The sequence below is a fragment of the Parabacteroides sp. ASF519 genome, assembly GCF_000364265.2.
GTDB lineage: Bacteria > Bacteroidota > Bacteroidia > Bacteroidales > Tannerellaceae > Parabacteroides > Parabacteroides goldsteinii.
On sequence record NZ_AQFV02000006.1, the window covers coordinates 4181147 to 4198415 of the forward strand.

Sequence of the window (17269 nt, forward strand, 5' to 3'; positions counted from 1 at the left end):
AATTCTCTTTTACTTTTTAAGTGGCTCCAAACGAGTTGTCATTGCCGGATACAGGCTGGAAAGCATTTTGTATCCTTCCTGCTTTTCGGTCGTAGTTGCTTTGGAATATATGGCAACAACTTCATCCAATTTGGAATCGGCAAACATTTGTAACAAAACAGATGTCGGACGGGTTTTCTTCAATTCCTCCAATGTCGGCAATAAAGACAAGATCGTAGTACGTCCACGATCCACATTAGCAGCCATTTCATCGAGACCTTTCCGGTGATAATTATACCACATGTCACGATATCCTTCCGAAGCATTTTCATTCAATGCTGTTGCTATTGCGTGCCGGTTACGGTCACTGTCAAAGGCTTTCCAACCGTTCCACGACATTTGAGACTGCGCCAGGGTGACAACCTGTTGCGCTTGTTGGAAAAAAGCTGTTCCGCCTCTAGGTGAAAAGCTGTCGAAATCGAGCCCCAGAATCGTATATAAATAGAAAACAACAGTAGCGATCAGGTTACTGTTTAACGTATTCTCCGTATATTCCAACTGTTCGAACTCTGTGTAATCAAAGTCTAATTGTGTATCACGGAAATTCAGCAAAGTCGTTACATAACTTGAGTTGTACACCGGACGACTAGCCTGAATCTGCAATTCAGCCTTATAACTGTTATCAGTAGCCTCGTTGATAATGATATTAAAAGTACAGTCAATCCGTTCGTTGATACCAAAGGTTGCATCCGTCCATTTCCGGGTATTGATAAACTGAGTCAAAGCGTCCTGCAAAGTAGTATATACCTGCTTATTAGTCCCCTGGATCTTATCACTGTTGATTTTGACCTGGGCATTAAACTCGTTTGCTCTATCTTGCGCATAACCGATAAAGGATGTAGTTCCCAACAGGAACAGGAATAACAGTCTTTTAATCATTTTCATTTCAATAATGTTGCCAACTTATTTACGATATCAACAGCTACCCCTTGTTTTGATTTCAACGGATAACCGGTTGTTTCTCCCTGACGGTCGATAATGGATATCTTATTGGTATCACAACGGAAACCAGCACCTGCGTCACGAAGCGAGTTCAACACGATGAAATCGAGATTTTTCCGCTTCAATTTGCTTTCGGCATTCGTTGCTTCGTTATTTGTCTCCAAAGCAAAACCGACCAGAACCTGTCCTTCCTGTTTAATTGCCCCTAAGGAGGCAGCAATATCTTTGTTCGGAACCAGGTGAAGCATCATTTCCCCTTTACTTTCGCGTTTGATCTTTTCGTCTGCTTGTATCTCCGGACGATAATCGGCTACAGCCGCACATAATATACCGGCATCCGCTTCGGGAAAAGCCGTCATGGCCGCCTGATACATTTCTTCGGCAGATTCCACATCAATCCGTTGTATATTCGGATGCGTGGTCGTCAACGATACCGGGCCGGCTATCAATGTAACTTCGGCCCCTTGCTGTGCACAGGCCTCTGCCAGTGCAAATCCCATCTTCCCGGAAGAATAGTTACCTATAAAACGTACGGGATCAATCTTTTCGTACGTCGGACCGGCTGTTATTACAATCTTTTTTTTTTCAAGGACGGCGCGGGAAGCGAAAAACTCTTCCAGAACAGCTATAATCTTGTCCGGTTCCTCCATCCTGCCTTTACCTACCAGATGGCTTGCCAATTCACCTTCAGCTGGTTCGATGATATGGTTTCCGAATGAACGGAGACGGTCCAGATTCTGTTGTGTAGAAGGATGGGCAAACATATCCAGGTCCATTGCCGGAGCGATGAAAACGGGTGCTTTGCAAGACAGGTAAGTTGTCACCAGCATGTTATCGGCTATTCCATTAGCCATCTTGCCGATTGTCGACGCTGTTGCCGGAGCAATCAGCATGGCATCTGCCCACAGTCCCAAATCGACATGGCTGTGCCACGAGCCGTCGCGGTTAGAGAAAAACTCACTGATAACGGGATTACTACTTAAGGCAGAGAGTGTTATCGGTGTAATAAACTCTTTCCCAGCAGGTGTTATTACAACCTGTACCTCGGCACCTTTCTTTACCAATGCACGGATAATATAAGCAGCTTTATAAGCAGCTATACTTCCTGTAATTCCTAATATGATATGTTTACCTTTCAGCATCATTCTTATTCATTCAAATAAATATTCATCCGAAAGGGATTTTAGTTTCATCCGGGAGAAATTTGACTTTCTCCCGGATGGAATTAATTTTCCTCCCGGATGTATCTTTTTCCTTATAAACGCAACAATAAGATATCGCGCGTTACCTTACTGTCAATATTGTGATGTTCACCCAGATGCCAGCCTTGTTTATCCACAGGAGCAGCCAATGCATCCAAGTCGTTTTCTGTAATGCCACATTCACTCAAACGGGTATTCAACCCCATCCGGCGGAAAAAATCTTCGCAGGCCGTGATTGTTTGACGGGCACGTTCTTCTTCCGTTCCGCCGGTTATACCGAAAACTACTTCACCCATACGGGCCAGTTTTACTTGTTTCTCCTTAAACATATATGTCATAACGCCCGGCAAAAGTATTGCCAACGTCTGTGCATGGTCCAGGCCGAATTGGGCAGTCAGTGCATATCCCATACGGTGAGACGACCAATCCTGAGGAACCCCTTGTCCGATCCATACGTTCAAAGCATTGGTAGCGGCCCACATCAGATTGGCACGGATATCATAATCATGCGGATTATCCAACACCTTGAGACCTTCCTCATAGATCACTTTCATCAGTCCTTCGGAAAAAGCATCCTGTACCTTGGCATTAACCGGATAAGTAAGATATTGCTCTACGACATGAATAAATGAATCGACAACACCATTGGCTACCTGTCTCGCCGGTAATGAATAAGTTACTTCCGGATCAAGTATTGCAAACTGCGGAAATACCAACGGAGATGCAAAATTCAGTTTCTCACGGGTTTCGGCACGTGAAATAACAGAACGCTCATTCATTTCGGAACCGGTAGCCGATAATGTCAATACGACACCCAGTGGCAATGCTTTCTTAATCACACCGCCTTTGGATAAAATATCCCAGGGTTCGCCTTCATAATAATAAGCTGCGGCAATGAACTTGGTGGCATCTATAACCGAACCGCCTCCTACTGCCAGCAGGAAATCAATATTTTTCTCTTTAACGACATCAACGGCTTTCATGCAGGTTTCATAATGCGGATTGGCTTCGATTCCTGAAAATTCAGTCACTTCAAAACCGTTCAATGCATTTGTCACCTGGTCATAGATTCCGTTTTTCTTAATACTTCCGCCTCCATAGACCATTAACACTCTACTTCCGGCAGGAATCAAGGCTGATAAACGTGCAATTGTACCTTTCCCGAATACAACTTTTACAGGATTAGCAAACTCAAAGTTATTCATTGCGTTATTTCGAATTAAAACCTCTCAATTTGATTTCGGTAAGAATCTTCTTCGTATTCAGCGGGAAGTCTCCATTCATAATCCAGGAATAATATCCGGGGTCTGTTTTCAGAACTTCTTCCACCAACTTTCCCTTGTATTTACCAAAGTTAATGACCTCTTTACCTTCTTCATTGTAGATCATACGACCGGCAAAATCGACATTGTTAGTAAAACTGGAATATTTGGATAAGAAGTCGATATCATTCTGCAAATCGTCCGGATAACGGTCTAACTGAGCTTTCAGAATCTCATAAGTCGCCATTGTATCGGCCTCTGCCGTGTGAGCATTTTCGAGGCTTTTGTCACAATAAAACTTATAGGCAGCCGATAATGTACGTTGCTCCATCTTATGAAAAATGGTCTGCACATCGACAAATTTACGTTTGTTCAAATCAATATCTACCCCGGCACGAAGGAATTCTTCTGCCAGCAGAGGGATATCAAAACGGTTGGAATTATATCCGGCCAGATCACAGCCTTCAATCTGTGCCGCCAGCGATTTGGCTATTTCTTTAAAGGTCGGGCAATCTTTTACATCTTCGTCCGTAATACCGTGAATCGCTGTCGACTCCGGTGGAATGGGCATTTCCGGATTGATCCGTCTCGTCTTTGATTCTTCCTTGCCGTTAGGGTGAACTTTCACAAAAGAGATTTCAACGATACGGTCTTTTACTATATTTATACCCGTAGTCTCCAGGTCGAAGAAGACTATCGGGTTTTTCAGGTTTAATTGCATTTCTTATTTATTAGTCATTCAACATCATTGGCATAAGCAGCATCAGCTGGTCCTCGTTCTCTTCGTTTTCAGCAGGAACAATTAAGCCGGCACGTGAGGGGTCTGCCAATTCGAGAATTACTTCTTCCGAATTGATGTTACTTAATATTTCAATCAGATAAGTTGCCTTGAAACCGATATTCAATTCTGTTCCGTCAAACTGGCAAACAATCTTTTCTTCAGCAGAAGTGGAGAAGTCGATATCCTGTGCGGAAACCACCATTTCACTTTCCTTCAACTGCAATTTAACCAGGCTGCTTGCCGGATTAGAGAAAACAGATACACGTTTCAATGCATTCAGGAAAGAGATGCGGTCAATAGTAACCTTAAACGGATTTTCCTGTGGAATAACGCTGTTATAATTCGGATAACGGCCTTCAATCAGACGGCAAACCATTTCAAAGTTCGCACAGTTCACATAAGCATTGTTATCATCAAACTTGATATTAACCATTTCTGTTTCCTTACCCAGCAGGTTCTTCAGTAGGTTAGCCGGCTTTTTAGGCAAAATGAAAGAAGCTCTTTCCGGTGATTTCACTGAAAGATTACGCAAACGAACCAGCTTATGTCCGTCTGATGCGACAAACGTCAAATCGTCTGTATGAATATCAAAATAGATACCGTTCATCACCGGACGAAGTTCGTCGTCAGCAGTTGCGAAAAGCGAGCGGCTGATGCCGTTCAGCAACATTTGTGAATCCACAATGATTGCAATTGCATTATCATTCAACGGCTTTTGGAGCGGATAAGTATCCCCTTTCTGTCCGATAAAATTATATTTACCGTTCTGGAAATGGATAAAGATCTCCAGGTTTTCGTCATTGATATCAAAAGTAAGCGGTTGTTCCGGCAGTTCCTTCAACGGATCGAGCAGGATCTTGGCAGAAACAGCGAAAAGTCCGGTACCTTTTGAATTCATCACCTCAACAGAAGTAACCAGACGTGTTTCAGCATCCGAAGCTGTTATAGTCAGTTTATTACCATCAAGGTCGAACAGGAAGCTGTCGAGGATCGGTAAAGAGTTCTTAGACGCAATAACTTTGCTGATAGACTGCAAACGGGATAACAGCGCAGTGCTGGATACATCAAATCTCATGGTTCTTAATTGTTTATATTATTAATTTTATTATTTGACAATATAGTCAGAGCATATCACAAACGCCCATACAAAAGTAAAAAAATATTTGATTAGTGAGGCTATCTTTTATGTTCTTTTCAGCAGAAAGGAAAGAACAAAAAAAGAGGCCCTTCATATCGAAGAACCTCTTTTCTATATCTTTATTAGGAAAGATTATTTCGCGAAATAATCTTTTACAGCTTCATTAGGAATCATTTCTTCCTGGAAGATGTAAGCACCAGTCTTCGGAGACTTAACCATCTTAATTACTTTTGAGTAAGTACGACCGTCACCTTTCTTAAATGTTGCAACTGCTTTTTTTGCCATCGTTTAAAATCTCCTATTACTTAATTTCTTTGTGTAAAGTCATCTTCTTCAGGATCGGGTTGTATTTCATCAACTCCAATCTCTGAGTAGTATTTTTTCTATTCTTAGTAGTGATGTATCTGGATGTACCCGGCATACCACTTTCTTTGTGTTCAGTACATTCCATGATTACCTGAACTCTGTTACCTTTTGCTTTCTTTGCCATTTCTTATTTTCCTCCAAATTAAGCGTTTAAATAACCTTTTTCAGCTGCTTTTTTAATTGCTGCATCTAAGCCCAGCTTATTGATAGTACGCAAGCCTGCGGCTGAAATATTCAGGCTAACCCAACAATTCTGTTCTACCCAGTAGAACTTTTTAGTAAACAGGTTAACATCAAACTTACGTTTCGTTCTTCTCTTAGAGTGAGAAACGTTGTTGCCAACCATTGCTTTCTTTCCGGTAATTTGACAAATTTTAGACATTGCTATCTTCTTTTTTTATTAACGCAATAAATTAATTACAACTCCTGCTATCTGTCTTCCCTTTCCGAACTAGCATCATGATCAGAACGAAGATTCTAATAGAGTTTCTCTCTTTACAGGGCGCAAAGGTAAAAATTATTTTTGATTATTCCACACAAAACGCCAATAAATTTCACTTATAAATACATACAAGCTTCCGTACAACAAAAATACAACTTTATTGGTTCTAGTAATAATAATAAACATAAATACTTACGTAAAAATTATGACTAGAAACTTTAAAGAAGCAGTAGAACACAGGAGAACCTACTATAACATCACCAACAGCTCTCCTATTTCGGACCATGAGATTAAAGAACTCATCGCATTCGCAGTGAAAAACGTACCTTCTGCCTTCAACTCGCAGTCGACACGAATCGTTCTTCTTTTGGGCAAAAATCATAAGAAGTTCTGGGACATCACCAAAGAAGCATTGAAAGCTATCGTTCCGGCAGAAGCTTTTGAAAAGACACTTGCCAAAATAAATACCAGCTTCGATTGCGGATATGGCACCGTCTTGTTCTTTGAAGATATGGAAGTGGTTGAAAATTTGCAGAAAGCATTTCCCAGCTACAAGGATAATTTCCCTGTCTGGTCGCAACAGACTTCTGCCATGCACCAGTTCGCTATCTGGACGATGCTGGAGGATGCCGGTTTAGGCGCTTCTCTTCAACATTACAATCCTTTAATCGATGAAAAGGTACAAAATGAATGGAAACTCAATCCGAACTGGAAGCTTATCGCACAAATGCCGTTCGGAACACCGACCCAAAAGCCGGGAGAAAAAGAATTCAATCCCATCCAGGAACGTTTCTTTACTTTTGAATAATTTAATTTGCAGGTTATGAAATATGACATAGCCATTATCGGAGGAGGACCGGCCGGCTATAGAGCCGGTGAACGGGCCGCCGAAAATGGATTAAAAACAATCCTCTTTGAGAAGAATGCCATTGGCGGGGTTTGCCTGAACGAAGGCTGTATTCCGACTAAGACATTATTATATTCAGCCAAAATACTGGATAGCATAAAGAGCGCCGCCAAATACGGAATTCAGGCAGACAATGCCCCGGGCTTCGACCTAAGCAAAATTATCGCACGTAAAAACAAGACCGTCAAAAAACTGACACTGGGTGTCAAAGCCAAGCTGAACGGCAACGGCGTGACAATCATACAGGGAGAAGCTGTAATCCGGGGAGAGGAAGACGGATATATATTGATTCAGTGCGGCGAGGAAGTTTTTGCGGTAAAGAATATCTTGCTTTGTACCGGTTCGGAAACCGTCATTCCACCGATAAAAGGATTGTCGGAGATTGCTTACTGGACTTCGAAAGAAGCACTGGATGTGAAAGAACTTCCCCGGTCGATTGCTATTATCGGTGGCGGAGTAATCGGAATCGAATTCGCCTCTTTCTTCAACAGCATGGGGGTTAATGTGAAGGTTATCGAGATGATGCCCGAGATACTCGGTACGATGGATAAAGAGATATCAGCAATGCTGCGGTCCGAATATACCAAAAAGGGCGTCGAATTCTTTCTTGAGACAAAAGTCATCGAAGTCACACCCGACAGCGTGATTGTGGAAAAGGACGGAAAGACTGAGACAATTGAGGCCGACAAGATACTGGTCAGTGTCGGACGAAAAGCCAACACGAAAAACCTGGGCATCGAAACACTGGGCATCGAACTTCTCCGAAACGGCATAAAGGTAAACGAATACATGCAAACCTCTCACCCTAACGTCTATGCCTGTGGGGACATCACCGGCTTTTCCATGCTGGCCCATACTGCATACCGGGAAGCGGAAGTTGCCATCAACCACTTACTGGGACACGATGACCGGATGAGCTATAAGGCTGTCCCGGCCGTGGTCTACACCAATCCGGAAGTTGCCGGCGTAGGAAAGACGGAAGAGGAGTTACAGGCTGCCGGTATTATATATAATGTAGTAAAGATACCGATGACCTACTCCGGACGCTTTATGGCCGAGAACGAATCGTTCGCCGGACTGTGCAAACTAATAACGGATACCGACGACCGTATCATCGGTTGCCACCTTCTGGGAAATCCCGCTTCCGAAATCATCATCGCAGCCGGCATCGCCATCGGGAACGGCTTTACCACCGAAGAATTCAAAAAGAACATCTTCCCCCACCCGACAGTCGGGGAAGTCATCCACGAAAGCTTATATTTATAATGCTTTGCATTCATAACACCCATACAGACGCCTGGTTCAATCTTGCCGCAGAAGAATACCTCCTAAAGAATTTCTCAGAAGATATCTTCATGCTGTGGCAGAATGAACCGGCTGTCGTTATCGGCAAATACCAGAATATCCGGGCAGAAACGGATATCGAATATGCCCGGCAAAAACGAATCAGGCTGGCACGCCGTTATTCCGGTGGCGGTGCCGTTTATCACGATATGGGAAACCTGAACCTCACTTTCATCGAAAACAGCAATCAGATACGCTCTTCCGTATTTACCGAAAGTATTATCCGCTTTCTGGAACATTACGGACTACATGCCCGTTCCGACGAAAGGCAGGGGCTGACAATCGACGGCCTGAAAATTTCGGGCAGCGCGCAAGCTATCCACAAACGGAGAATGCTACATCATGCCACGCTCCTTTTCTCCACAGATTTGGAGATACTCGACCGGGCCCTCCAGCCTTCTCCCGAATATACCGGCGGGGAAGTTACGGCACATCCTTATTACGTTCCATCAGTAAAAAGCCCGGTAACCAACCTGGCGGACAAGCTGCCTGTTTCCGTTTCCATCGACGAATTCAAACAGTCTTTATCCGATTATTTCTCCAACGAAAACACCTCCAGCGAACCATACGAATTCACCTGCCACGACCTGGAAGAAATCCGGTTGTTAAGGAATAAAAAATATGCAGACGTAAACTGGATTTTCAATACTTACACCCTGTAATATAGAACTTTCACCCTCCTTTCCTTGTTCCATTATAACAATAGAATAAGCCCGGACACGTCCGTTTGATTTATTCATCCGGCGGTAAACAAAAAGATAAAAGTTAATTATATTATGGCTACATTTGAAATAAAAATGCCCAAGCTGGGCGAAAGCATTACAGAAGGAACGATTATCTCCTGGTCTGTAAACACCGGCGACTCAATCAATGAGGACGACGTACTCTTTGAAGTAAGCACAGCCAAAGTCAGCGCGGAAATCCCCTCTCCCGTTGCCGGGAAAGTCCTTGAAATATTATTCCAGGAAAGCGACACCGTTGCGGTTGGCACAACCGTTGCCATTATCGGACTCGAAGGCTCGGAAGATGATACGGATAATGATACAGCCGCCCATACGACCATTCCCGAAAAAGAATTTGCTGAAACACCGGCAAATGACAAGAACGTTCCCTCCGCCGCTCCCGTCCCTAAAGCACAGGCCGCCAAAGAAGACGAAAGATGGTATTCACCCGTCGTACTTCAGATGGCCCGCGACGCTAATCTGTCGCAGGATGAACTGGACCGGATTCCAGGAACCGGCTATATGGGGCGCCTGAGTAAAAAAGATATGAAAGATTATCTCTCGGGAAAGAAAGATACAACAACGAAAACGCAATCCCAACCAGCCTCACAGACTGTAACTGAAAGTAAACCGGCTCCGGCTTCACAGACCAAACCGGCACAGACAAGTCCGGCACCTTCCGCTCCCGCTTCACAAGTAATATCTTCCGCCCCGGTATCAGCCGGCAGCGAAGACAAGGTGATGGAAATGGACCGTGTAGGCAAGATTATCGCCGACCATATGGTTATGTCGAAGAACGTATCGCCCCATGTGACAACTGTCGTGGAAGTGGATGTCACCAAACTGGTTCAATGGCGCTCACGCAACAAGGAGACATTCCGGAAACGGGAAGGCATCAGCTTGACTTATATGCCGGCCATTACGGAGGCAACAGCAAAAGCCTTGTCCGAATTTCCCCAGGTAAACGCCTCCGTCAACGGCTACCAAATCATTCTGAAGAAACATATCAATGTAGGAATCGCAGTCTCGCTGGATGACGGAAATCTGATTGTCCCAGTTGTTCGCGACGCCGACAAGCTGAACCTGAATGGCCTGGCTGTCGCCATAGACACCCTGGCAAACAAGGCACGCGACAACAAACTCGCACCGGACGATATTCAGGGAGGCACCTTCACAATCACGAACTTCGGTACATTCAAGAACCTGTTCGCTACACCAATCATCAACCAACCACAGGTTGCCATCCTGGGAGTCGGTTATATAGAGAAAAAGCCGGCGGTCATCGAAACACCGGAAGGCGACACCATCGGAATCCGGCATAAAATGTATCTGTCCCTGTCATACGACCACCGTCTTATCAACGGTGCCCTGGGAGGTGCTTTCCTCCGCCGCATTGCCGATTATCTGGAAAACTGGAGTCTTTAATAAGTAAATCAATTAAACATGAAACATCCATGAAATAAATTTCGTCCAAGAGAATGTAAATAGGGGGGTATTGTTTACTTTAGTGTCATTCACTCGAAAAAACGAATGCAATGAAAACAGTACCTTTTGAACAAGTCATCCTCCGGGGTTGTGGAATAGATGTCCACAAGGACATGGTAGTTGCTACGATAAGTGGCGAAGGTCTCAAAACTGAAACCCGCAGTTACAAGACCTTCAGTAGTTCTTTGACAGAATTAAAAGAATGGTTATTATCCAGTGGCATTACGCATGTAGCCATGGAAAGTACCGGTGTTTACTGGAAGCCGGTTTATAAGATTCTTGAATGTCCAGATATGAAAGTCTGGATCGTGAACGCACGGCACATCAAGTATGTTCCCGGGCACAAAACGGATAAAAAGGATAGTGCCTGGATTTGCAAACTGCTTTTAGCAGGTTTGTTGAAACCGAGTTATATCCCGGAGCGTGAACAACGTGAGCTTCGTGATTTAACCCGTTACCGTAACAAGTTGATCCAGCATGTATCTTCTGAGAAAAACCGTATTGTTCGTATCCTGGAAGATTGTAACATCAAACTTTCCAGCGTGGTGTGCAGCCTGGACGGAGTCGTGGCGAACAAGCTGATAGATATGTTGATCGATAAGGGTCATGTAACAATGGATGAGATAACTTGCATCTATCATAAAAAACTTGAAGCCAGTCCGGAACTTCTTTATCAGGCTTGTGAAGGCTTTATAGAACCGCATCACATCTATATGTTGCAGACCATCCGTAAAGATATGGAACAGACGAAAGCCATCATAGCTGACCTTACCTGCCGTATAAAAGAGGTTTTATCTCCTTATGAGAATGTGATGGAACTCTTGCAGAAGATCCCCGGACTTAGCCGGAAAACGGTTGAAGACCTGATAGCAGAGATAGGTGTGGATATGGAAGCCTTTCCAACCGAAAAGCACCTGGCTTCGTGGGCCGGTGTCTGTCCAGGCAATAACGAGAGCGCAGGTAAAAAAAAAGTGGTAGAACCACCCATGGCAACAAACAGTTGAAAGCCGTAATCACGGAGGCTGCGTGGGCAGCCACCCGTACCAAGAACACCTTTTACAGTGCACGTTATCACCGTTTAGCCGCCCGTCGAGGGAAAAAGAGGGCTTTAGTAGCAGTAGGACACTCGATCCTGAAATCGGTATGGCATGTACTGAAAGAGGCTTGTGAGTATAAGGAACTCGGTGCGGAATATCTCAACCAAAGGATGGAGCAGAAACGGAAAAATTACTTGAAGAAAGAGCTGGAAGCACTTGGCTATAAAGTTAAAATCAGCCGTGATGATGGTCCAATCCCAGAAGTAGGTTAAAAACATAGAGAAGGTCGATTTTTACTGGCTTGTTGTCGTAAGAAACAGCAAGAGGTCGCTCATGAAACTGATCTCAACTGCTAAGCGGTCAAGACTGCGAGTCCTTTAACGCGTGTATGAAATTTTTTTTCTTAGCTGTTGTAAAATTATAAAATGCCCAAAGATAATAGCCAACCGCATTTGTATCTATACAAGTGCTCTCTTTTGTTTTGTCTGAACTCTAAAAAAATCAATTTATTAATGGTTTAAACGGCTCTCTTGAGATAGGGAGCGCAATTTATTTACATATGAAAAAGTACGATATAAAAAATACGGATAAAGAAACCCTGCAAAAGTGGTTCTATCTGATGACACTCGGCCGGGCTCTCGACGAAAAGGCCCCTGCCTACCTGCTGCAATCGCTGGGCTGGTCGTATCATGCTCCCTACGCCGGACATGATGGGATTCAGCTTGCGGTCGGGCAGGTTTTCAAAAAGGGAGAAGATTTCCTGTTCCCTTATTACCGGGACATGCTCACCGTTCTATCGGCAGGAATGACTCCCGAAGAAATTATACTCAACGGCATCTCCAAGGCGACCGACCTGACTGGCGGAGGCCGCCACATGTCCAACCATTTTGCAAAAACAGAATGGAACATCGAAAATATATCCTCCGCAACCGGCACACATGATTTGCATGCTGCCGGCGTCGGGCGTGCCATGGTTTACTACGGGCACAAGGGAGTTGCCATCACTTCCCACGGTGAATCGGCCACTTCCGAAGGCTTCGTCTACGAAGCAATCAACGGTGCCAGCACTGAACGCTTGCCTGTCATTTTCGTTATCCAGGATAACGGATATGGCATTTCCGTCCCAAAAGAAGACCAGACCGCCAACCGCAAGGTTGCCGACAACTTCTCGGGGTTCAAGAACCTGAAGATTATCCATTGCAACGGCAAAGACGTCTTCGACTCCATGAACGCCATGACAGAGGCCAAAGAGTATGCCCTCAACCGTACGCCGGTCATCGTACAGGCTAACTGCGTACGCATCGGCTCTCATTCAAACTCGGACAAACATACGTTATACCGCGATGAAAACGAGCTGAATTATGTAAAGGCGGCAGACCCTTTGTATAAGTTCCGCCGCATGCTTCTCCGCTATAAACGTTTCACCGAAGAAGAGTTAAAGGAGATAGAAGACAAAGCAAAGAAAGACCTGTCCGCAGCCAACCGGAAAGCGCTTGCCGCTCCCGACCCTGACCCATCCACGGTTACTGATTTTGTCTTGCCCGAACCTTATATTCCCCGGAAGTATACAGATGGCATACCACACGATGAAAAGGGAGAAAAAGAAACATTGGTCACCGCCATCAACAAGACGCTGAAAGCGGAGTTCCGGTACAATCCGGACACCTTCATCTGGGGACAGGATATTGCCAATAAAGAAAAAGGCGGCGTCTTCAACATCTCGAAAGGGATGCAGCAGGAGTTTGGCGACGCCCGTGTCTTCAACGCTCCGATTGCCGAAGACTATATCGTCGGCACGGCCAACGGCATGTGTCGTTTCGACCCCAAAATACATGTCGTGATAGAAGGCGCCGAGTTTGCCGATTATTTCTGGCCGGCAGTCGAACAATATGTGGAATGTACCCATGAATACTGGAGAAGCTACGGACAGTTCACGCCCAACATCACGCTCCGATTGGCTTCGGGCGGATACATCGGCGGCGGCCTGTATCATTCTCAAACGATAGAAGGGGCACTGACGACCTTGCCAGGTGCACGAATCGTTTACCCTTCATTTGCCGATGATGCCGCCGGATTGCTCCGGACAAGCATGCGTTCGAAAGGGTTCACCCTCTTCCTCGAACCGAAGGCTTTGTATAATGCGGTGGAAGCCTCGGCCGTGGTTCCCGATGACTTCGAGGTTCCTTTCGGCAAGGCACGCATCCGCCGCCCGGGAGACGACATGAGCATTATCACTTACGGCAATACCACGCATCTCTGCCTCAATGTTGCCGAACGGTTACAACGGGAACATAACCGGAATGTCGAAGTTATCGACCTCCGCTCCCTAATACCGTTGGACAAAGAGACTATTTTCGAATCTGTCAAGAAGACAAGCAAAGTCCTGATTGTGCATGAAGACAAGGTCTTCTCCGGTTTCGGGGCGGAAATTGCCAGTATGATCGGCGCCGAGCTGTTCCAATACCTGGACGCTCCGATACAGCGCGTCGGCTCCCTCTTCACCCCCGTCGGATTCAACCCGATACTCGAAAAGGCAATCCTGCCGAATGAAGAGAAGATTTATAAGGCGGCAAAAGAATTGTTGGATTACTAAAAAAGCAAACGAATAATGAAAAAAATAGGATTATTTTATGGAACCGCGACAGCTAAGACTGCTGCTGTCGCCAAAAAGATAAAGGAAGCGTTCGGAGAAGATATCGTCGATATCATTCCTGTCGAACAATCTGAAGAAAAGGAGTTTAATGCATATGAATATATCATCGCTGGCTCTTCCACCTGGTTCGACGGCGAATTGCCGACCTACTGGGACGAGACGCTCCCCGAACTTACCGGTCTCGACCTGACCGGCAAGAAAGTCGCCCTCTTCGGATTGGGAGACCAGAAGAAGTATCCGGATAATTTCGCCGATGGAATCGGCATTCTGGCAAAGGCCTTCACCGACCGGGGAGCCACCCTGGTTGGAAGGACGTCGCCGGAAGGATACCATTTCAACCGATCCGGTGCACTGCAAAACGGGCAATTCCTCGGATTGATACTGGACATAGAGAACCAGTCCGATAAAACCGATGAAAGAGTCCGGAAATGGGTCGGACAGCTAAAAAATGAGTTTGAGAAGGGTGCCCCTTCTTCCGACGAAGAATTTAACTGCTGATCGTTCCTCGTCAAGAAATACGATAGTTCCACCGCCAATCTTCCGGCGACATCTTAAAGCGTCGCCGGAAAACCCGGAACAGGCCGCTGGGACTATAACCACAACGTTGTGCTACCGCCCGTATTTCAGATTTACTATGCGCTAGCATGTATTTGGCCATCTCCAGCGAATAGTCTTCGATAAACTTCGCGACCGACGTACCGGCCAGCACCTTTATTGCACCGTTTAAATCGGAGACGCTCACTTCAAGTTCCTTGGCATAATACTCCACCGGAAGCGCCCCTCCGGCATGAAGCAACGGCATAAAATGATCGATAAACGTATTGCCGCTCGGACGATAACCGGGAACGATGGCAGGAAGGCCCATCCAGCGCTCTTCTTCGGTTGCCGGACGAGGATCGATGCTTACAAACAGTTTGGTGACTGATATGGTAGGAAATTTATGGCTCATGCGTTGTTCTTTTAAAGTTACGCAGGTAAAGATAAGGGATAAAAAGCGGAGAAACAAGTCCGGACAAATAAAAATATTGCCAGGCTGATTAGCGCGGCAATTTCGGAGTCCAACAATAGTGCCGGCTTATTTAAAAAGGCATTTCCTCCAACTGCAAAAATGCCAGACTATTTAGCGAGGCACTGCCGTAGACCTTCAATATTGCCGCGCTAATCAGCCTGGCATTATATACATTATATTTCTTCTTCTGAAGCCTTATAAAAGCCTATCTCCGATAGTTGCGGAACATCCCTTGCCCCGTTTATAATAATCCGGGCCTTGTTGCAACGTACGGGAGCAAAGCGGAGAATCAGGGAAGAAATATCGTTTTCGTGGATCAAACCGCGTTTATCGGGAGGTAGATTCAGGAGCAACAGTGAGTTCTTCCCGACCGAACGGACAAGGTCTCCTTTCCCCTCTTTCCAGGGAGTGGAGGCCACCGAAAAATCGGTATAGGCCGAGGGCCACAGGCAGAGACTATTATTGTATAATCTTATCACTGAAAGGCATAAAAACGGGCTGCCCTAAAATCACTTTCCAGGCAACCCCTCCTTTGTTGTACGAAAAATAAAAAACAGTGGGCTATTCTCTTCCGCCCCCCAAAGCCCTGTAGAGATTAATCACGCTTTGTATCTCAGTAAAACGGTTGGCGGTACGGGTTAGTTGTGCGCTGAGCAGACTCTGCCTGGCGGTCAACACTTCCAGATAAGTGGTCGTGCCGTGCTCCATCAACAGAGAAGTGCTTTTTAATGCTGCTTCCAGGGACGTGATTTGCTTGTCCAGCAAGAAACTCTTTTCACGGCTGGTTTGACAAGCAGTCAGGGCATCATTCACCTCGCTTCCGGCATTCAGCAATGATTGCAGGAAAGCAAGGGCCGCCTCTTCCTGTTGCAGCTTGGTAATCTTGTACTGGGCGATAATCTCCCCACGGGCAAACAATGGCTGTGTCAGTGAACCTACTGCCGAAGCCAGGAACTTGCCCGGGTTTACAATCATCGAACCGGCGTTGTTCGTCCATCCCGCGCTACCGCTCAATGTTATCGAGGGATAGAAAGCGGAACGCGCCTGGTTGGTTCCGTAGAAAGCGGCTTCCAGCGTCCTTTCGGCCGAACGGACATCGGGACGGTTTGCCAGCATCTGCATGGGAACACCGAGGGAGAAATTGTCGGGGAACTGTTGTACTCCCAACTCTCCCCGTTCGTAATATCGCGGAGTCTCAGCCAACAAAAGGGCGAGACTGTTTTCCACCTGGTTTATCTGCTCCTTCAGGTCCAGCACGGAGGACTGTACCTGGTAATATGCCGCTTCCATCTGCGATACAGCTGATTCGTTGGACAAGCCTGCTTTCATCAGGGCACGGGTGGAAGCAACGGTTTCGCTCCATGCTTCCTCCGTCTGGCGCGTGATGTAAAGCTGCTCGTCCAACATCAGCAAAGTATAGTAGGTGTTGGCTATACCGGCTATCAGCTGGGTGCGGACCGCCTGCTGATAGTCACGGCTTTGGGCAAATAGTGCTTTAGCTTGTTCTTTCGCATTACGCATACGTCCGAAGATATCCAGTTCCCAGCTGGCGGTGATAGGCAACGAGTAAGTCTGCGTTGCCTTACGACCGTCGAAACTACTCACAGATCCCTGCGGCGTAAAGGCGAAAGAAGGAAGAAATGCCAGTTTTGCCGACATCAAAGTCGCTTCGGCCTGCTCCACACGGAGTTGGGCTGACTGGTAATCGGTGTTGTTCTGCAAACCATGTTCGATAAGTTGTTGCAGCTGCGGGTCGGTGAAGAGTTCACGCCATTCCATGTTACCGAAGCTGGCGGTATCTTCTGCCACCACTTCCTCGCCATAGAGATGGTCGGGGACGGTGGTAGCGGGTTTATATTTGCTGTATATGCCGCAACTGCTTAACAAGGCAGATACAGTCGTTAACAGAATTATCTTTTTCATATTCCTTTTATTTATTG

The 17269-nt window shown here is 45.8% G+C and carries 19 protein-coding genes; 8 read left to right on the plus strand and 11 right to left on the minus strand.

The window, feature by feature from the left end:
* Window positions 1-9 precede the first annotated feature (9 nt).
* From porD to rpmB, 8 genes are all read right to left on the minus strand, one after another.
* Complete coding sequence (porD, locus tag C825_RS16465) at window positions 10-924, minus strand: type IX secretion system protein PorD (RefSeq protein ID WP_010803275.1); 915 nt, start codon at window positions 922-924, stop codon at window positions 10-12.
* Window positions 921-2123, minus strand: coding sequence for a bifunctional phosphopantothenoylcysteine decarboxylase/phosphopantothenate--cysteine ligase CoaBC (coaBC, locus tag C825_RS16470; RefSeq protein WP_010803276.1), 1203 nt, complete (start codon window positions 2121-2123; stop codon window positions 921-923). Before coaBC ends, porD begins: the two co-directional genes overlap by 4 nt.
* Window positions 2124-2236: 113 nt before the next feature.
* Window positions 2237-3388, minus strand: coding sequence for an iron-containing alcohol dehydrogenase (locus tag C825_RS16475; RefSeq protein WP_007657181.1), 1152 nt, complete (start codon window positions 3386-3388; stop codon window positions 2237-2239).
* 4 nt (window positions 3389-3392) lie between these two features.
* The gene (locus tag C825_RS16480) at window positions 3393-4166 is read right to left on the minus strand and encodes a 3'-5' exonuclease (RefSeq protein WP_010803277.1); all 774 of its coding nucleotides are present in this window, start codon (window positions 4164-4166) and stop codon (window positions 3393-3395) included.
* A 10-nt stretch (window positions 4167-4176) separates the two neighbouring features.
* Complete coding sequence (dnaN, locus tag C825_RS16485) at window positions 4177-5301, minus strand: DNA polymerase III subunit beta (protein WP_007657184.1); 1125 nt, start codon at window positions 5299-5301, stop codon at window positions 4177-4179.
* Between the two features lie 195 nt (window positions 5302-5496).
* The gene (locus tag C825_RS16490) at window positions 5497-5649 is read right to left on the minus strand and encodes a DUF4295 domain-containing protein (RefSeq protein ID WP_005638125.1); all 153 of its coding nucleotides are present in this window, start codon (window positions 5647-5649) and stop codon (window positions 5497-5499) included.
* Window positions 5650-5665: 16 nt separating this feature from the next.
* Complete coding sequence (gene rpmG, locus C825_RS16495) at window positions 5666-5854, minus strand: 50S ribosomal protein L33 (protein WP_007657199.1); 189 nt, start codon at window positions 5852-5854, stop codon at window positions 5666-5668.
* An 18-nt stretch (window positions 5855-5872) separates the two neighbouring features.
* A complete protein-coding gene (rpmB, locus tag C825_RS16500; protein ID WP_010803278.1) occupies window positions 5873-6112 on the minus strand; it encodes a 50S ribosomal protein L28 in 240 nt (79 codons plus the stop codon).
* Between the two features lie 265 nt (window positions 6113-6377).
* Between rpmB and C825_RS16505 the strand changes: the two genes are divergently transcribed.
* From C825_RS16505 to C825_RS16540, 8 genes are all read left to right on the plus strand, one after another.
* A complete protein-coding gene (locus C825_RS16505) occupies window positions 6378-6980 on the plus strand; it encodes a nitroreductase family protein (RefSeq protein ID WP_010803279.1) in 603 nt (200 codons plus the stop codon).
* A 15-nt stretch (window positions 6981-6995) separates the two neighbouring features.
* Complete coding sequence (gene lpdA / locus C825_RS16510; RefSeq protein ID WP_010803280.1) at window positions 6996-8345, plus strand: dihydrolipoyl dehydrogenase; 1350 nt, start codon at window positions 6996-6998, stop codon at window positions 8343-8345.
* Complete coding sequence (locus tag C825_RS16515) at window positions 8345-9085, plus strand: lipoate--protein ligase family protein (RefSeq protein ID WP_010803281.1); 741 nt, start codon at window positions 8345-8347, stop codon at window positions 9083-9085. The genes lpdA and C825_RS16515 overlap by 1 nt, the downstream gene beginning before the upstream one ends.
* Window positions 9086-9199: 114 nt before the next feature.
* Window positions 9200-10570 carry a dihydrolipoamide acetyltransferase family protein gene (locus tag C825_RS16520; RefSeq protein ID WP_010803282.1) on the plus strand — a complete coding sequence of 457 codons (1371 nt, stop codon included), beginning with the start codon at window positions 9200-9202 and terminating at the stop codon, window positions 10568-10570.
* A 110-nt stretch (window positions 10571-10680) separates the two neighbouring features.
* Window positions 10681-11634: an IS110 family RNA-guided transposase gene (locus tag C825_RS16525; RefSeq protein WP_010800331.1), complete on the plus strand. Its 954-nt coding sequence runs from the start codon at window positions 10681-10683 to the stop codon at window positions 11632-11634.
* Window positions 11631-11939: a hypothetical protein gene (locus C825_RS16530; RefSeq protein WP_007657317.1), complete on the plus strand. Its 309-nt coding sequence runs from the start codon at window positions 11631-11633 to the stop codon at window positions 11937-11939. The genes C825_RS16525 and C825_RS16530 overlap by 4 nt, the downstream gene beginning before the upstream one ends.
* Before the next feature lie 287 nt (window positions 11940-12226).
* On the plus strand, window positions 12227-14260 hold the full coding sequence (locus C825_RS16535; RefSeq protein ID WP_010803283.1) for an alpha-ketoacid dehydrogenase subunit alpha/beta: 2034 nt from the start codon (window positions 12227-12229) through the stop codon (window positions 14258-14260).
* Between the two features lie 15 nt (window positions 14261-14275).
* On the plus strand, window positions 14276-14818 hold the full coding sequence (locus tag C825_RS16540; protein ID WP_010803284.1) for a flavodoxin: 543 nt from the start codon (window positions 14276-14278) through the stop codon (window positions 14816-14818).
* Between the two features lie 10 nt (window positions 14819-14828).
* On the opposite strand, the gene C825_RS16545 is transcribed toward C825_RS16540, so the two are convergent.
* From C825_RS16545 to C825_RS16555, 3 genes are all read right to left on the minus strand, one after another.
* Window positions 14829-15269 (minus strand): helix-turn-helix domain-containing protein, encoded by a 441-nt coding sequence (locus C825_RS16545; RefSeq protein ID WP_010803285.1) that lies wholly within the window; start codon window positions 15267-15269, stop codon window positions 14829-14831.
* A 233-nt stretch (window positions 15270-15502) separates the two neighbouring features.
* Window positions 15503-15808 carry a hypothetical protein gene (locus C825_RS16550; RefSeq protein ID WP_044214462.1) on the minus strand — a complete coding sequence of 102 codons (306 nt, stop codon included), beginning with the start codon at window positions 15806-15808 and terminating at the stop codon, window positions 15503-15505.
* A gap of 82 nt (window positions 15809-15890) precedes the next feature.
* Window positions 15891-17252, minus strand: a complete 1362-nt coding sequence (locus tag C825_RS16555) for a TolC family protein (RefSeq protein ID WP_010803286.1) — start codon at window positions 17250-17252, stop codon at window positions 15891-15893.
* Window positions 17253-17269 lie beyond the last annotated feature (17 nt).

Bases quoted from the DNA above. Each gene is read 5' to 3' on its own strand.
- porD (WP_010803275.1), bottom strand. From the start codon at position 924: ATGAAAATGATTAAAAGACTGTTATTCCTGTTCCTGTTGGGAACTACA.
- coaBC (WP_010803276.1), bottom strand. From the start codon at position 2,123: ATGCTGAAAGGTAAACATATCATATTAGGAATTACAGGAAGTATAGCT.
- C825_RS16475 (WP_007657181.1), bottom strand. From the start codon at position 3,388: ATGAATAACTTTGAGTTTGCTAATCCTGTAAAAGTTGTATTCGGGAAA.
- C825_RS16480 (WP_010803277.1), bottom strand. From the start codon at position 4,166: ATGCAATTAAACCTGAAAAACCCGATAGTCTTCTTCGACCTGGAGACT.
- dnaN (WP_007657184.1), bottom strand. From the start codon at position 5,301: ATGAGATTTGATGTATCCAGCACTGCGCTGTTATCCCGTTTGCAGTCT.
- C825_RS16490 (WP_005638125.1), bottom strand. From the start codon at position 5,649: ATGGCAAAAAAAGCAGTTGCAACATTTAAGAAAGGTGACGGTCGTACT.
- rpmG (WP_007657199.1), bottom strand. From the start codon at position 5,854: ATGGCAAAGAAAGCAAAAGGTAACAGAGTTCAGGTAATCATGGAATGT.
- rpmB (WP_010803278.1), bottom strand. From the start codon at position 6,112: ATGTCTAAAATTTGTCAAATTACCGGAAAGAAAGCAATGGTTGGCAAC.
- C825_RS16505 (WP_010803279.1), top strand. From the start codon at position 6,378: ATGACTAGAAACTTTAAAGAAGCAGTAGAACACAGGAGAACCTACTAT.
- lpdA (WP_010803280.1), top strand. From the start codon at position 6,996: ATGAAATATGACATAGCCATTATCGGAGGAGGACCGGCCGGCTATAGA.
- C825_RS16515 (WP_010803281.1), top strand. From the start codon at position 8,345: ATGCTTTGCATTCATAACACCCATACAGACGCCTGGTTCAATCTTGCC.
- C825_RS16520 (WP_010803282.1), top strand. From the start codon at position 9,200: ATGGCTACATTTGAAATAAAAATGCCCAAGCTGGGCGAAAGCATTACA.
- C825_RS16525 (WP_010800331.1), top strand. From the start codon at position 10,681: ATGAAAACAGTACCTTTTGAACAAGTCATCCTCCGGGGTTGTGGAATA.
- C825_RS16535 (WP_010803283.1), top strand. From the start codon at position 12,227: ATGAAAAAGTACGATATAAAAAATACGGATAAAGAAACCCTGCAAAAG.
- C825_RS16540 (WP_010803284.1), top strand. From the start codon at position 14,276: ATGAAAAAAATAGGATTATTTTATGGAACCGCGACAGCTAAGACTGCT.
- C825_RS16545 (WP_010803285.1), bottom strand. From the start codon at position 15,269: ATGAGCCATAAATTTCCTACCATATCAGTCACCAAACTGTTTGTAAGC.
- C825_RS16555 (WP_010803286.1), bottom strand. From the start codon at position 17,252: ATGAAAAAGATAATTCTGTTAACGACTGTATCTGCCTTGTTAAGCAGT.